14 protein-coding genes and 1 riboswitch are annotated in these 12,958 nt (G+C 72.1%); of the genes, 6 read left to right on the top strand and 8 right to left on the bottom strand.

From position 1 onward, the window contains the following. Window positions 1–29: 29 nt before the first annotated feature. The gene (locus HHX31_RS10330; RefSeq protein ID WP_169947589.1) at window positions 30–1,604 is read right to left on the bottom strand and encodes a DAK2 domain-containing protein; all 1,575 of its coding nucleotides are present in this window, start codon (window positions 1,602–1,604) and stop codon (window positions 30–32) included. A 206-nt stretch (window positions 1,605–1,810) separates the two neighbouring features. On the opposite strand from HHX31_RS10330, the gene rpmB reads away from it, so the two are divergent. Beyond that, complete coding sequence (gene rpmB, locus HHX31_RS10325; protein ID WP_079312702.1) at window positions 1,811–1,996, top strand: 50S ribosomal protein L28; 186 nt, start codon at window positions 1,811–1,813, stop codon at window positions 1,994–1,996. 132 nt (window positions 1,997–2,128) lie between these two features. Here the strand turns inward: rpmB and thiD are convergent, their stop codons facing one another. The 3 genes from thiD to HHX31_RS10310 form a co-directional block, all read right to left on the bottom strand. Continuing rightward, window positions 2,129–2,926, bottom strand: a complete 798-nt coding sequence (gene thiD, locus HHX31_RS10320) for a bifunctional hydroxymethylpyrimidine kinase/phosphomethylpyrimidine kinase (RefSeq protein ID WP_169947587.1) — start codon at window positions 2,924–2,926, stop codon at window positions 2,129–2,131. 147 nt (window positions 2,927–3,073) lie between these two features. Then, window positions 3,074–3,961, bottom strand: a complete 888-nt coding sequence (locus HHX31_RS10315) for a hypothetical protein (RefSeq protein ID WP_169947585.1) — start codon at window positions 3,959–3,961, stop codon at window positions 3,074–3,076. Window positions 3,962–4,524: 563 nt separating this feature from the next. Further along, on the bottom strand, window positions 4,525–5,475 hold the full coding sequence (locus tag HHX31_RS10310) for a thiamine-phosphate kinase (RefSeq protein ID WP_169948299.1): 951 nt from the start codon (window positions 5,473–5,475) through the stop codon (window positions 4,525–4,527). A gap of 65 nt (window positions 5,476–5,540) precedes the next feature. On the opposite strand from HHX31_RS10310, the gene HHX31_RS10305 reads away from it, so the two are divergent. Both HHX31_RS10305 and HHX31_RS10300 read left to right on the top strand, forming a co-directional pair. Then, window positions 5,541–5,774 carry an Lrp/AsnC family transcriptional regulator gene (locus tag HHX31_RS10305; protein WP_169947584.1) on the top strand — a complete coding sequence of 78 codons (234 nt, stop codon included), beginning with the start codon at window positions 5,541–5,543 and terminating at the stop codon, window positions 5,772–5,774. 44 nt (window positions 5,775–5,818) lie between these two features. Next, window positions 5,819–6,274, top strand: a complete 456-nt coding sequence (locus HHX31_RS10300; protein ID WP_169947582.1) for a DUF3515 family protein — start codon at window positions 5,819–5,821, stop codon at window positions 6,272–6,274. Here HHX31_RS10300 and HHX31_RS10295 read toward each other — a convergent pair whose 3' ends face one another. The 3 genes from HHX31_RS10295 to HHX31_RS10285 all read right to left on the bottom strand — a co-directional run bounded on the left by HHX31_RS10295 (window position 6,275) and on the right by HHX31_RS10285 (window position 9,310). Further along, window positions 6,275–7,390, bottom strand: coding sequence for a D-alanine--D-alanine ligase family protein (locus tag HHX31_RS10295; protein ID WP_169947580.1), 1,116 nt, complete (start codon window positions 7,388–7,390; stop codon window positions 6,275–6,277). It abuts the gene before it with no gap. A gap of 73 nt (window positions 7,391–7,463) precedes the next feature. After that, window positions 7,464–8,471, bottom strand: a complete 1,008-nt coding sequence (locus tag HHX31_RS10290) for an NAD(P)H-dependent glycerol-3-phosphate dehydrogenase (RefSeq protein WP_169947578.1) — start codon at window positions 8,469–8,471, stop codon at window positions 7,464–7,466. Between the two features lie 53 nt (window positions 8,472–8,524). After that, window positions 8,525–9,310 carry a lysophospholipid acyltransferase family protein gene (locus HHX31_RS10285; RefSeq protein ID WP_311931721.1) on the bottom strand — a complete coding sequence of 262 codons (786 nt, stop codon included), beginning with the start codon at window positions 9,308–9,310 and terminating at the stop codon, window positions 8,525–8,527. A 77-nt stretch (window positions 9,311–9,387) separates the two neighbouring features. Here HHX31_RS10285 and cofC point away from each other — a divergent pair, with 77 nt between their 5' ends. Then, window positions 9,388–10,029, top strand: coding sequence for a 2-phospho-L-lactate guanylyltransferase (gene cofC, locus HHX31_RS10280; protein ID WP_169947576.1), 642 nt, complete (start codon window positions 9,388–9,390; stop codon window positions 10,027–10,029). A gap of 22 nt (window positions 10,030–10,051) precedes the next feature. Here the strand turns inward: cofC and HHX31_RS10275 are convergent, their stop codons facing one another. Further along, window positions 10,052–11,515: an MFS transporter gene (locus HHX31_RS10275; RefSeq protein ID WP_169947574.1), complete on the bottom strand. Its 1,464-nt coding sequence runs from the start codon at window positions 11,513–11,515 to the stop codon at window positions 10,052–10,054. A 196-nt stretch (window positions 11,516–11,711) separates the two neighbouring features. Between HHX31_RS10275 and HHX31_RS10270 the strand changes: the two genes are divergently transcribed. Together HHX31_RS10270 and HHX31_RS10265 are read left to right on the top strand one after the other, a co-directional pair. Next, window positions 11,712–12,461, top strand: coding sequence for a TetR/AcrR family transcriptional regulator (locus HHX31_RS10270; RefSeq protein ID WP_169947572.1), 750 nt, complete (start codon window positions 11,712–11,714; stop codon window positions 12,459–12,461). Window positions 12,462–12,470: 9 nt separating this feature from the next. Next, window positions 12,471–12,671 (top strand): hypothetical protein, encoded by a 201-nt coding sequence (locus HHX31_RS10265; RefSeq protein WP_169947570.1) that lies wholly within the window; start codon window positions 12,471–12,473, stop codon window positions 12,669–12,671. Window positions 12,672–12,744: 73 nt separating this feature from the next. Continuing rightward, window positions 12,745–12,913, top strand: a riboswitch (M-box (ykoK) riboswitch). Window positions 12,914–12,958 lie beyond the last annotated feature (45 nt).

Genomic DNA, 12,958 nt, shown 5'->3' with positions numbered 1-12,958 from the left:
ATTTCTACCCGCAGGAGCCGACAATCCGGCTACTCGACGCCGATCAGGAGGGGATATCCGCCCTGCCCGCCCTCGTACACGACGATCTCCAGGTCCGGGCGGACCCGCTCCAGGTGGTCGCGTACGGCGTGGAGGAGGGCCTCGGGCGCGCCCGCGCCGGTGACGAGCGTGACCATCTCGCTACCGCCCGAGACCAGGCGCCGGGCGACCTCGACCGCGGTCTCCGCCAGGTCAGCGCCGATCAGCGCGACCTCGCCGTCCACCACCCCGAGCACGTCGCCGATCCGGCACAGTCCTGCGCTGGTCATCGCCGCGCGGTCGGCGACCCACACGTGACCATGGCGGGTGTGCCCGGCGGCGTCGGTCATCGCCACGATGTCGTCGTCGAAGCGGCGCAGCGGGTCGTGCACGGCCAGGGCGGCCAGTCCCTGCACGGAGGCCCGGGTGGGCAGGACGCTCACCGTCACGCCCTCCTCCCTGGCGATCTCCGCGGCGGCGACGGCCACGTCGTATACGGCGGCGTCGTTGGGCAGCACCGCGACCTCGTTCCCCGCCTCGCGGACGGCCCGCAGCAGGGCCGCCGCCGTCGGGACCGAGCCCGGCTCGCGCCGTACTACCGCCGCGCCCGCCTCCTTGAACAACGCCGCGAGGCCGTCACCGGCGGCGACCGCCACCACGCCTCTGACCTGGCCGGGCTTGTGCGGCCGCCCTCCGAGGTGGGTCACCCTGATCCGGTGCGGGCGCCCGGCTCGCAGCCCGGCCTCGATCGCCGCGCCCGCGTCGTCCACGTGGACGTGGACGTTCCACAGGCCCTCACCACCGACGATCACCAGGCTGTCCCCGAGCGCGTCGAGCTCGCCTCTCAGCCGGTCCGCCTCGCCCGCTCCCGCGTCCAGGAGATACATGACCTCGTACGCGGGGCCGCCCGCGTCCCGCCGTCCGAGCTCGTCCGGGGTGATCCGCGACGCGGGGGCGGGCACCTCGTGCCGCTCGCTGTACGCCTCGGTCACCACCTCGGCCAGGCTCTCCAGGATGATCACCAGGCCCGCCGCGCCCGCGTCCACCACGCCGCTGCGGGACAGCGCGTCCAGTTGCTCCGTCGTACGGCGCAGGGCCCGCCGCGCCTCGTCCGCCGCGCGGCCCGCCACCTCGGCCAGGTCGCCGTGCGTGTCGCGCACGGCGTGCGCCGCGGCTGACAGCACGCTGAGCACCGTGCCCTCCACGGGCCTGGCCACCGCCGCCCTGGCCATCTCGGCCGCCCTCGTCAGGCCGTCGCGGAGGTCGGCGCCCTCTCCCGGCGAACGCCCGAGCACCTCGCCCATGCCGCGCAGCGCCTGGCTGACGATCACACCGGAGTTGCCCCGCGCCCCGAGCAGGGCACCGTGCGTCAGCGCCTCCCAGGTGGCGCCGGCGTCCGCGTCGCCGGGCAGCCCGTCGACCGCCTCGGCCGCCGACAGCATCGTCAGGTGCAGGTTCGTCCCCGTGTCCCCGTCAGGCACGGGGAACACGTTGAGCGCGTCGATCTCCGCCCTGGCCCGGCCGAGAGCGGCCGCGCAGTGGCGGGACCAGCGGCGCACCGCGGGGGGATCGAGCTCCTTGAGCATCCGGCCGCCCTTCCTTCCGCGCGATCCAACCCCTCGATGCGCTACCGTTGGCGGGTACGAGACTATCCCCGTTCGCCGGAGTCCCGTTTGGCGTGCATCGGCGAACATCGGATATCCTCGTGTGGCCAGCCGGTTGTCCCGGCATTGCTCGGACGAGCCGCTGCACCGGCGCCGGGCCGATCGACTGATTCAAAGGAGCGATAACCGTGGCTTCCGTCTGCGACGTCTGCGCCAAGAAGCCGATTTTCGGCAACAACATCTCCCACTCGCACCGCCGCACCCGCCGCCGCTGGAACCCCAACATCCAGACCGTGCGCGCGGTGGTCAACGGGACGCCGAAGCGGATGAACGTCTGCACCTCCTGCATCAAGGCGGGCAAGGTCTCGCGCTGACCGTCTGACTCTGCCGAGAGCCCGTCACCGATCGCGGTGACGGGCTCTCGGCATGCCGGAAGGCACTCGCGCGGCCGGGCGGACCGGCGACCGCGCCACGCCGAAGGACGTGGTCGCCCGCCCCGGGCCCGCTCAGACGCCGGTCCGCATCCGCCAGCCGTGGTCCACGGGCCCGATGCCCGCGCCCAGCGGGAAGCCGTGCGCGATGGCGCCCGTGACGTACTCCTTGGCCTGCCGTACGGCGCCGGGCACGTCCGCGCCGAGGGCGAGGTACGACGCGATGGCGGAGGCGAGCGTGCAGCCGGTGCCGTGGGTGTGCCGGTTGTCGTGCCGCACGGCGGTGAAGCGGTGCTCCCCCGACCCGTCGGTGAGCAGGTCCACCGGCTCCCCGGGGAGGTGGCCGCCCTTGATCAGCGCCCACTTGGGGCCCAGAGCCAGCACGGCCTCGGCGGCGCGGGGGAGGTCGCCGGCGTCCTCGACCTTGACGCCCGTGAGCTGCTCGACCTCCCACAGGTTGGGGGTGACCACGGTCGCGGCCGGCAGCAGCACGCTCTTGACGGTCTCCACGGCCTCCGGCGCGAGCAGGCTGTCGCCGTGCTTGGACACGCCGACCGGGTCCACGACGACGGGCGCGGTCACGCCCGCGAGCGCCTCCGCGACGGTCTCCACCAGCACGGACGACGCCAGCATGCCCGTCTTGATCGCCTGGGCGCCGATGTCGCCGAGAACCGAGTCGAGCTGTGCCCGCACCGCCTCGGGAGGCAGTTCCCAGTAGCCCTGCACCCCCAGGGAGTTCTGCGCCGTCACGGCCGCGATGACGCTCATGCCGTGCACGCCGAGGGCCAGCATGGTCTTCAGGTCGGCCTGGATGCCGGCGCCTCCGCCGGAGTCCGAGCCCGCGATGGTCAGGACACGTGGTGGGGTGGTCATGGGCCAATCCAACCAAAACACCCGTTCCTCCCCCGATTCCCCCCGGCGCAGGGCGCCGGACGGACTGCGGTTCGTCCCGGTCGCGGTCACACCGCCCCGGCGCGGCCGGGGTCAGCGGCGGGGTCAGCGGCGGGGTCAGCGGCGGGATCAGCCGTGGCGGCCGGAGCGACCGGGACCGGTCACCTCGCATCGGCCCTCGAAGAGCACGCAGCCGCCGGGCGCGGCGGACGCGCCGTCGGCGCTGATGGTCAAGGTCAGCGCGCCGCCCTCGTCCAGCGCGGTCCGCGAACTCAGCGTCAGGGCGTCTCCCCGCTGGGTCCAGTCCGCTCCGTCGACCGCCGTCACCAGCCCGCCGACGGACAGGCGGATGGTCCAGGCCGGCAGGGCGGGCCCCTCGTTGCGTACGACGAGCCGTGCCGTGTATCCGCTCTCGTGGCGGCCTGTCACCGTGAAGCGCACCCCGACCGCCGCGTCGCCATGGAGGGCGGACCCGGTGCCGTCCGCGCCCGGCTTCCCTCCGAGATCCCCGCCGTCCGGCACGGGCTCGTCACCGGGCACGGTGTCCGCCACGCCGCCGTCGACGTCCGTCACGGCGGCGGGAGCGTCGTCCACGCGCGGAGACTCCTGGGACGACGCGCGCGGAGCGGCGGTGGACGGAGTGCGCGTACGGGCGGACGCCTGGTCGCGATCCGGGCCTCCGGAGGCCGCCGTGGAGACCGGCGTCGCCTGCGGATCCTGCGCGGTGTCGGTCTTCGCGGTGTCCTTCTTCGCGGTGTCCTTCGGACCGGGCTCGTCCTGGCCGTACTGGTCCGGGTCGTTCTGGTTCGGATCGCCGCTCGGATCACCTGGCGCGGGCGTCTCGCCGAGGGCATGGCCCGAGCCGGACGCTCCGTACGGCCCGCCGGGGGCGTCGCAGCTCTCGGAGACCGGGCAGGCCGTCGTCGGCTGCTCCAGGGCCAGGGTGGTCCGCCCCGCGATCAGCCGTGCGCCACCGGTCGTGACGCCCACGGCGAGCAGCACGGACAGCCCGGACACGAGCGCCAGCCTCCGCATCCGTCTCGGCCGCTTCGCGCGGCCGTTGCCGCCACGCCCGGGAAGGCCATGGTCCCCCCCTCCCCCGGAGCCCCCAGCGTTGCCAGGAGCCGCGAGGCTCCCGGACTCCAGACTCCCGGACTCCAGACTCCCGGACTCCAGCCGCTCGGACTCCAGCCGCTCGGGCGACAGGGCGGCGAACATCCGGGTCGTCGCCTCGGAGGGCGGAGCAGGCCAGGGCGCAGACGTGTCCGAAGGCGGAGCGGGCCACCGCGCAGACGTGTCCTCGGGCGGCACAGGCCACGGCGGGGCCGTGTCGGCGGGCGGAGCGGGCCACGGCGCGGTCCCTGGCAGCGGTCCGGGGTGCCCGGTCCCGGAAGGCGCCGGAGGGCGGAAGACGAGGCGGTCCGGGACGGCGACCCTGTCCGGAGGTCCATCCTGGGCCGGGCAGGGCTGCTCCTCTCGCGCCTTGCGTCCTGCGGTGTGACGGCCCATGACGGTCCTTCCTGTTGCCTGACCGCCATACTTAATAACAGATCTAATACACCTATGTCACAAATTTCACATCATCCACGGAAGTGATCCCAGCCCCCTTGTGTCCTGCTTTGTCCATCCACGCGCACTCCGCGGCCCTCGGTGACCACCCCCACACACGTCCACTCGGAGGGCAGCGACACCTCCGGGGAGAAGGTCGCGGCGAGCGCGTGGTCGTCGCCGCCGGTCAGCACCCACTCCAGCGGGTCCGCGCCCAGACGGCGCGCCGCCGCGGACAACTCCTCCGGCACGGGCAGGGCGGCGGCGTCCAGCGCTACGGCCACGCCGCTCGCGTCCGCGACATGCCCGAGGTCCTGCAGCAGGCCGTCGCTGACGTCGAGCATCGCCGTGGCGCCGAGGAGCGCCGCCTGCGGGCCGCAGGCGTACGGCGGCAGGGGGCGGCGGTGCGCCTCCAGCAGAGCCACGAGATCCGGGGGGCCGTCGGTCACGCCCGCCCCGAGCAGAGCCAGCCCCGCCGCGGCGTATCCGAGGCGGCCCGCCACCGCGACCACGTCACCGGGCCGTGCGCCCGACCGGACGACCGGCGGCCTGCCGGCCAGGTCGCCGAGCGCGGTCACACCGAGCACGACGGTCTCCGACCTGGCGATGTCGCCTCCCGCCACGGTCGCCCCGACCAGGTCGCACTCGTCGCGGAAGCCGTCGGTCAGCGCGTCCAGCCATTCGGCGGGGACGTCCGCGGGCAACCCCAGACCGACCACGAGGGCGGTGGGATCGGCCCCCATGGCAACGATGTCGGAAAGATTCTGCGCCGCCGCCTTACGGCCGATGTCGTACCCGCTCGACCAGTCGCGGCGGAAGTGCCGGCCTTCGATCAGCAGATCCGTGCTCACGACGACCCGCCCGTCTGGGGCCCTGAGCACCGCGGCGTCGTCGCCGGGGCCCAGCAAGACGGCCGCGGTCCGCGGAAGGCGTCCTGATATCCGGTGAATTACTCCGAATTCGCCGAGATCTCCGACTGTGATAGCACACCCCTAGTGCATTCGAGGTACGGTTACGCTCCGGCACTGATCTCTACCCGGAGGGCGCCATGGTGCAGGCCTACATCCTTATCCAGACCGAGGTCGGCAGGGCCGCCAACGTGGCCGAGGAGATCTCCTCCATCCCCGGGGTCACCCAGGCAGAGGATGTCACGGGCCCGTACGACGTGATCGTCCGGGCCCAGGCCAACAACGTGGACGAGCTCGGCAAGCTCGTCGTGGCCCAGATCCAGGGCGTCCAGGGCATCACCCGTACACTGACGTGTCCGATCGTCCACATCTGAGTGGAACACGAGCACATCTGAGCGGGACGCGAGCCGGGAAGACGATGCGAAAGGCCAAGGGCACCACAGGCACGACGCGGGGAGCCGCGATCGTGGCGGCGCTCGTCCTGCTCGCGGGTTGCTCGTCCACGGTCCACGTCGAGCCGCCCACACCGACCGGCGAGGCCGCCGCGGCCTGCCGCGCGCTCGGAGCGGCGCTGCCGAAGACGCTCGACGGCCTCGACAGGACCGCCTCGGAACCCCCCTCGCCGTACGTCGCGGTCTGGGGTGACGGCCAGATCGCCCTGCGCTGCGGCGTGCCCCGGCCGGCCTCGATGGAGGCTACGGCGGAGGTCTCCGACATCAACGGCGTCGGCTGGTTCCAGGACCCGCGCCGGCCCGCGCTGTTCACGTCCACCAACCGCGTCGCGTACGTCGAGGTCACCATCGGCAAGGACCACCAGCCCGGGGCCGTGCTCGTCGACCTCGCCGGGCCGGTCAAGTCGAGCGTCCCCGAGTAGCTACCGCAGGCCGGCGGACCGGTGCAGCGCGAGCTGGAGCAGCCGGTCGACCAGGCCCGCGTACGGCAGGCCGCTGGCGGCCCACAACTGCGGCGCGACCGACGTCGACGTGAAACCGGGCATGGTGTTGATCTCGTTGACGATCAGCTCACCGGACGGCGTGTAGAAGAAGTCGACCCGCGACAGGCCCTCGCAGCCGAGCGCCTCGAACGCGCGCACGGCCATGGACCGCAGCGTCTCGGCCACCTCGGCGGGGATGTCGGCCGGCGCCTGGAGCGTCATCTGGCCGGGGTGATACTTGGCCTCGAAGTCGTAGAAGTCCTGGCCGCCCGCCACGAGCACCTCACCGGGGACGCTCGCCCCCGGGGCGGCGTCGCCCGGCGACTCCAGCACCGCGCACTCGACCTCGCGGCCGACGATGGCGGCCTCGACCAGCACCTTCGGGTCGTGCTCGCGGGCGAGTTCGATGGCCGCCTCCAGCGACTCGGGATCGTGCGCCTTGGAGATGCCATGCGAAGAACCGGCCCGGGACGGCTTGACGAACACCGGCCAGCCCAGTTCCTCGATCTCCTTGAGCACCCGGCCGCGGTCGAGCCGCCAGTCACGGTCGCGCACGACCACGTACGGGCCCACCGGCAGCCCGGCCGCCTGCAGCACGACCTTCATGTAGACCTTGTCCATGCCGACCGCGCTGGCCAGGACGCCGGAGCCCACATAGCGGACGCCGGCCATCTCCAGCAGCCCCTGGATGGTGCCGTCCTCGCCGTACGGGCCGTGCAGCAGCGGGAACACGACGTCGACCCGCCCGAGCGCCTGCGGGATCTCCCCCGGCTCCAGGGCGATGAGGGTGCCGGAGTCCCCCGGCAGGGCGAGCGCGGTGCCCGAGTCGTCCACGACGGGCAGGCGGCCGGACTCGATCGCGTAGGACTGGGTGCCCGACGCCAGCACCCAGCGCCCGTCCTGGGCGATGCCGATGGGGATGACCTCATACTTCGACCGGTCGATGACGTCGAGCACACTGCCCGCGCTCATCACGGACACCGCATGCTCGGAGTTGCGTCCGCCAAAGACGACTGCCACGCGTACGCGTGACGGGGACTCGCGATCCTCATTCATGATGCCCGAATCTACCGTGTTCGAGGTGCAAAACGGCTTGTCAGCCGCGCGTCGCGAGGGTCCGAATCCCTGATCAGACGCCGTACCGCTCCGGTTTGGGGGTGCGGGACATCAGCAGCACGGCGGCCTCACCGGGGGTCATGCCGTCGTGGACGACGCCGACGACCACCTCGGTGATCGGCATCTCCACGTCGTGCTTCCTGGCCAGTTCGAGCACCGACTCGGACGACTTGACCCCCTCGGCCGTCTGCTTCGTGGCCGCGACGACCTCGGCCAGCGTCATGCCGCGGCCCAGGTTCTCGCCGAAGGTGCGGTTGCGCGACAGCGGCGAGGTGCAGGTGGCGACGAGGTCGCCCATGCCGGCGAGGCCGGCGAAGGTGTGCTGGTCCGCGCCGAGCGCCGCGCCCAGCCTGCCGATCTCGGCCAGCCCGCGTGTCATGAGCGTCGCCCGCACGTTGTCGCCCAGGCCCATGCCGGCCGCGACGCCGACGGCCAGCGCGATGACGTTCTTGACCGCGCCGCCGAGTTCGACGCCCACGACGTCAGGGTTCGTGTAGGTCCGGAACCAGGGCAGGTGGCACGCCTCCTGGAGCCGGGCGGCCACCCCCTCGTCGCGGCAGGCGACGACGGCCGCGGCGGGCTGCCGCTGGGCCAGTTCCGGGACGAGGTTGGGCCCGGAGACCACGGCCACCCGCTGCTCCGGCACCTCGGCCACCTCGCAGATGACCTCGCTCATCCGCTTGCAGGTGCCGAGCTCGACCCCCTTCATGAGGCTGACCAGCACAGCCTCGGACGGGATGTGGGGCTTCCACCCGCGGAGGTTGCCGCGCAGCGTCTGGGACGGCACCGCGAGGACCACGAAGTCCGCGCCGTCCATGGCCTCTGCGGGGTCGGTCGTCGCGCGGATCGTGTCGGGCAGCCGGAGACCGGGCAGATACTCGGGGTTCTCCCGGGTCTCGTTGATCGCGTCGACGATCTCCGCTCGCCTGCCCCACAGGGTCGCGGGGGTGCCGGCCTCGGCGAGGATCATCGCGAACGTGGTGCCCCACGAGCCCGTTCCGAAAACAGCCGCCCTGCTCACTGGCCGCACCACTCCTCTTGCTCCGCGCGCTCCTCCCTCACCGTACGCCCCGCTCAGCGGTTAGCCGCGTTCTTAGGGTCATAAGGGGTGTCTGGCGCCTTCTCATCCCGAATCTCGGCGAGCAGGGCGGTGATGGCGGCCGTGATGTCCGCGGTCGCCTCGCGCAGGACCGAGCCGCGCATGGGCAGGCCCGCGTACTTGGACAGGTCGACCGGCGGCCCGGCGATCACGTGGAAGGTCTTGCGGGGCAGCAGCCGCGGCTTCTTCGCCCCGTACGGCAGCAGCTCCTGGGCGCCCCAGTGGGCGATCGGGACGACCGGCACGCCGGTCGCGAGGGCCAGCCGGGCGACGCCGGTCTTGCCGGCCATCGGCCACAGGTCGGGATCGCGGGTGATGGTGCCCTCGGGATAGAACATGATGCAGGCGCCGTTCCGCAGCCGCTGCTCGGCGGTCTTGAGCGACTGGGTGGCCTCGGTGCTGTTGCGCTCGACCGGGATGGCCTGGAGCTGGGTGACGGCGTGGCCCAGCACGGGCACCCGGAAGATCCCCGCCTTGGCCAGGATCGTCGGCCATCGCCCGTTGTTGTACAGGTAGTGCGCGAGCAGCACCGGATCCGACCATGACAGGTGGTTGGCCGCGATGATCAGGCCGCCGGTGCGGGGGATGTTCTGCCCGCCGCGCCACCTCCGCTTCACGAACAGCCGCGAGAGCGGCTTGACGACGACGACCGCGAGCGCCTCCCAGAAGCGCGGCGGCCGGCCGGCACGGCGGCTCACCACGGCGGGGGTGGGCACTGCGGGGGTCTTGGGGGCTGGCGAGGGCTCGCTGGGGTGGCTCACAGGGTCTCCAAATCACCGGGATCCGGCACAAGTCTCCCGGTTGGCCATTGGCGATGTCGAGGCGGGATGCTACAGGTATGCACCTCGCGCGATGGTCAATAGTCGTCCCGGTGAAAACCTTGATCCGGGCCAAGACGCGGCTCGCCGCCGCGGCCGGGCCGCACCGGACCGACCTCGCGGTCGCGGTGGCCTCCGACACCGTGGCGGCGGCGCTGCGGTGCCCGCTGGTGGCGCGCGTGGTGGTCGTGACGGCCGACCCGCTGCCCGCTCGGCGGCTGGCCGCGCTCGGCGCCCACGTGGTCTCCGACCCGGACCGGGGGCTCAACACCGCCCTGCGGGCGGGCGCGGCGGAGGCCGTACGGCTCGCGCCGGACGACGCCGTCGGCGCCCTGCAGGCCGACCTGCCCGCTTTGCGGCCCGCGGAGCTGACGACGGTGCTCACGGCCGCGCTGGAGTTCGACCAGTCCTTCGTCCCCGACGCGGCCGAGGTGGGCACGACGTTCTACGGCGTACGGCCCGGCGTGCCCTTCCTGCCGGGGTTCGGCGGCGAGTCGAGGGTCAGGCACCTGTCCGAAGGGGCCAAGGAGCTGTCCCTGTCCGGCATCGACTCCGTGCGCAGGGACGTGGACACGGTGGAGGACCTGCGCGCCGCCCTGGCCCTGGGCGTCGGGCCCGCCACCGCGGAGGTCGCGGCCCGGTTGTCCCTGACATCCGGCTGAGCCTCCGAGGCGGCCGCCGCGGTCAGTGCGCCGCCTCGGCGTTCTCGCGAGCGTGCCTGGGCAGGAGGAATGCCACCGCGAACGTCACCACGAGCATCCCCGCGACCACCCAGAGGGTCACCTTCATCGCGTGGTCGAAGCCGCCGATGCCCGGCGTGTCGCCGAGCAGGTCGAAGAAGACCGTGCCGATCAGGGCGTAGCCGAACGCGCTGCCCAGTTGCTGCACGGCCGTCAGGCTGCCGGAGGCGGAACCCGTCTCGTGCTGCTCCACTCCGGCCAGCACGATGTCGAAGAACGGCGACATCAGCAGGCCCATGCCGACCCCCGCCACCACGAGGGCCGGGGCGAGCTGCCACGGGTTGGGGTGCGTGCCCGCGATGTTCAGCGTGAGCACGACGCCGATCACGCCCAGCACCATGACAAGGGTGCCGCCCTGGAGGAGCCTGCGCCCGAACCGCTGCAGCGGCTGCGCGAGACCGAATCCGACGATCATGCCGGCCGACCACGGGGCCATCGCCAGGCCTGCCTTGAGCGCCGAGTAGCCGAGCCCCATCTGCGTGTAGAGGTTGAAGACCAGCATGAACCCGGCCATGCCGGAGAAGAACACGATGCCGGTGAACAGGCCGCCGGTGAACGCGCGCTTGCGGAACAGGCTCGGCACGATCAGCGGGTCGCCTCCGGAACGGCTGCGGCGCGACTGGACCAGGCCGAAGACGGCGAAGACGACGACCGCGGCGACGAGCATGACGAACGCCCAGAGCGGCCAGTCGTACTCGCGGCCCTGGACGAGCGGGTAGATCACCAGGAAGCCGCCCAGGGACGCGAGCGCCATCCCGCCCAGGTCGAGGCGCAGCGGGTGCGGCGACCTCGACTCGGGCAGGTAGCGCATCCCGGCGGCCAGAGCGGCGAGGCCCAGCGGCAGGTTGAGCAGGAAGATCATCCGCCAGCCGGTGCCCCAGAAGTCGGCCTCGACCAGCCAGCCCGCGAGGATCGGGCCGCCGACCGCGGACAGGCCCATGACCGGCCCGAACATGCCGAACGCCTTGCCCGCCTCCGCGGGCGGGAACATCTCCTTGATCATCCCGAGCCCCTGCGGCAGCATGACCGAGCCGAACAGGCCCTGGATCACCCGCGCGCCGATGAGCATCTCGGGCGACTGGGCGACGGCGCACAGCAGCGATCCGGCGGTGAAGCCGGCCGCGCCGATCAGGAACATCCGCTTGCGGCCGAAGATGTCCCCCAGCCTTCCTCCGGTGATCAGGCCGACGGCCATGGCCAGGGTGTAGGCGGCGCCCATCCACTGGATGGTCCCCTCCGAGCCGCCGAGATCGGCGCGCATGCTCGGCGCCGCGATGTTGGTGACCGTCGCGTCGACGAGGTCCATGACCTCCGCGGCGAGGATCACGAAGAGCGCCGCCCAGCGCCAGCGGTACGGCGCTCCGGCCGTCGGTGCCGCCGACGCCGGCGCGGTGATGGATTCCGACATCACTCCTCCTGGAGAACTGAACGCTGTTCACTGTAACTGAGCATCGTTCTATCACCGATCACTGTTCAGCTACAAGTGCGATGTTCACCACGCTATATCGCGTCTTTGACATCGACAAGATATATCGCGTTTAGAGCGCTGTTCTGGAGCGCGGAGCGGTGTTCACTACCATGAGCGGAACACCGGGAGGTCCTTCATGACGCAGCCGGACATGCCCACACCGCCGTGGGAGCGTCCGCCGAGAAGACGTACGCCGGCCAGAGTGCCCCTCACCCGCGAGCGGATCGTCGACGCCGCCTACACGGTCCTCGACCGCGAGGGCTACGACCGGCTGAGCATGCGGCAGGTCGCCGCCGAGCTCGGCGTCGCCGTATCGGCGCTGTACGTCCACGTACGCGACAAGGACGAGCTGCTGCGGCTGATGTACAACCGCGTCTTCGAGGGCTACGACCTGCCCGAGCCCGACCCCGCCCGATGGCGGGAGCAGGTCATGGACTTCGCCCGCCAGGGCCGCCGGAGGCTGCTCGGCCACCGGGACCTGGCGAAGATCTCCCTGGGCAACGTGCCCTTCGCACCGGAACTGCTCCCCCACGTGGAGAAACTGCTGGGCCTCTTCGCGGCGGCCGGTCTGCCGAGGAGGGTCCAGGCCATCGCGGGCGACCTGCTCTCGACGTACATCGACGGGTTCGTGCTTGAGGAGAGCCTCTGGCGGGACCGCTACCCGGAGACCGGCGGCAACGCCCCGGAGCAGATGCGCGAGGAGGTCAACGACTACTTCGCCTCGCTGCCGCCCGACCGGTTCCCGAACCTGGTGGCGCTCGCCGACCTGATGATGGACGAGTCGAACGACTACCGGTTCGAGCTCGGCGTGGAGATCATCCTGCGCGGCCTCGCCTCCTACGTCGGCGAGCAGGACCCCGACGAGGAGAGCCGGTCGCGGCGATAGTCTGGCCGCGTGCAGGCGACGGTGCAGAGCTTCGACCCCGCGACCCGCTCGGGCTGGGTCTTCCTCGACGACGGCACCAGGATCCCCTTCGACGGCGCGGCCTTCGACGCCGGACCGCTGCGGCACCTGCGTCCCGGCCAGCGGGTCGCCCTCGTCATGGCGGACGGCCACGTCACCTACGTGACGCTCTCCACGTTCCCGACGCCCTGACCCGCCGGACGGCAGGCCCTCTGACCAGGGCGGGGTTTGACCCGATCATGCCGCCGGGGTTCTACTGGAGGAGCAGGCACCTCGTTCGGTGAGGCGTCCGCGCGGACACAGGCCACTGACCCTCCTCGTCGAGAGACGCCCCGGGTCAGGACAGGTCTCCCCGGCTTAAGGGGTGACCCCAGGTGGCTTCCTTTGAGGGATCACGCCGCGCGGTGCCGAAGCTCTTACGTGAGGGGTGCGAATCGACAGGCGCCACCGGCGCGGTCCGCCGTGCCATGAGTGTCGCC

The sequence above is a fragment of the Microbispora sp. H11081 genome (assembly GCF_012999535.1).
Taxonomy (GTDB): domain Bacteria; phylum Actinomycetota; class Actinomycetes; order Streptosporangiales; family Streptosporangiaceae; genus Microbispora.
Note: the sequence above shows the minus strand (reverse complement) of the source record. Positions and strands in the feature narration are given on the sequence as shown.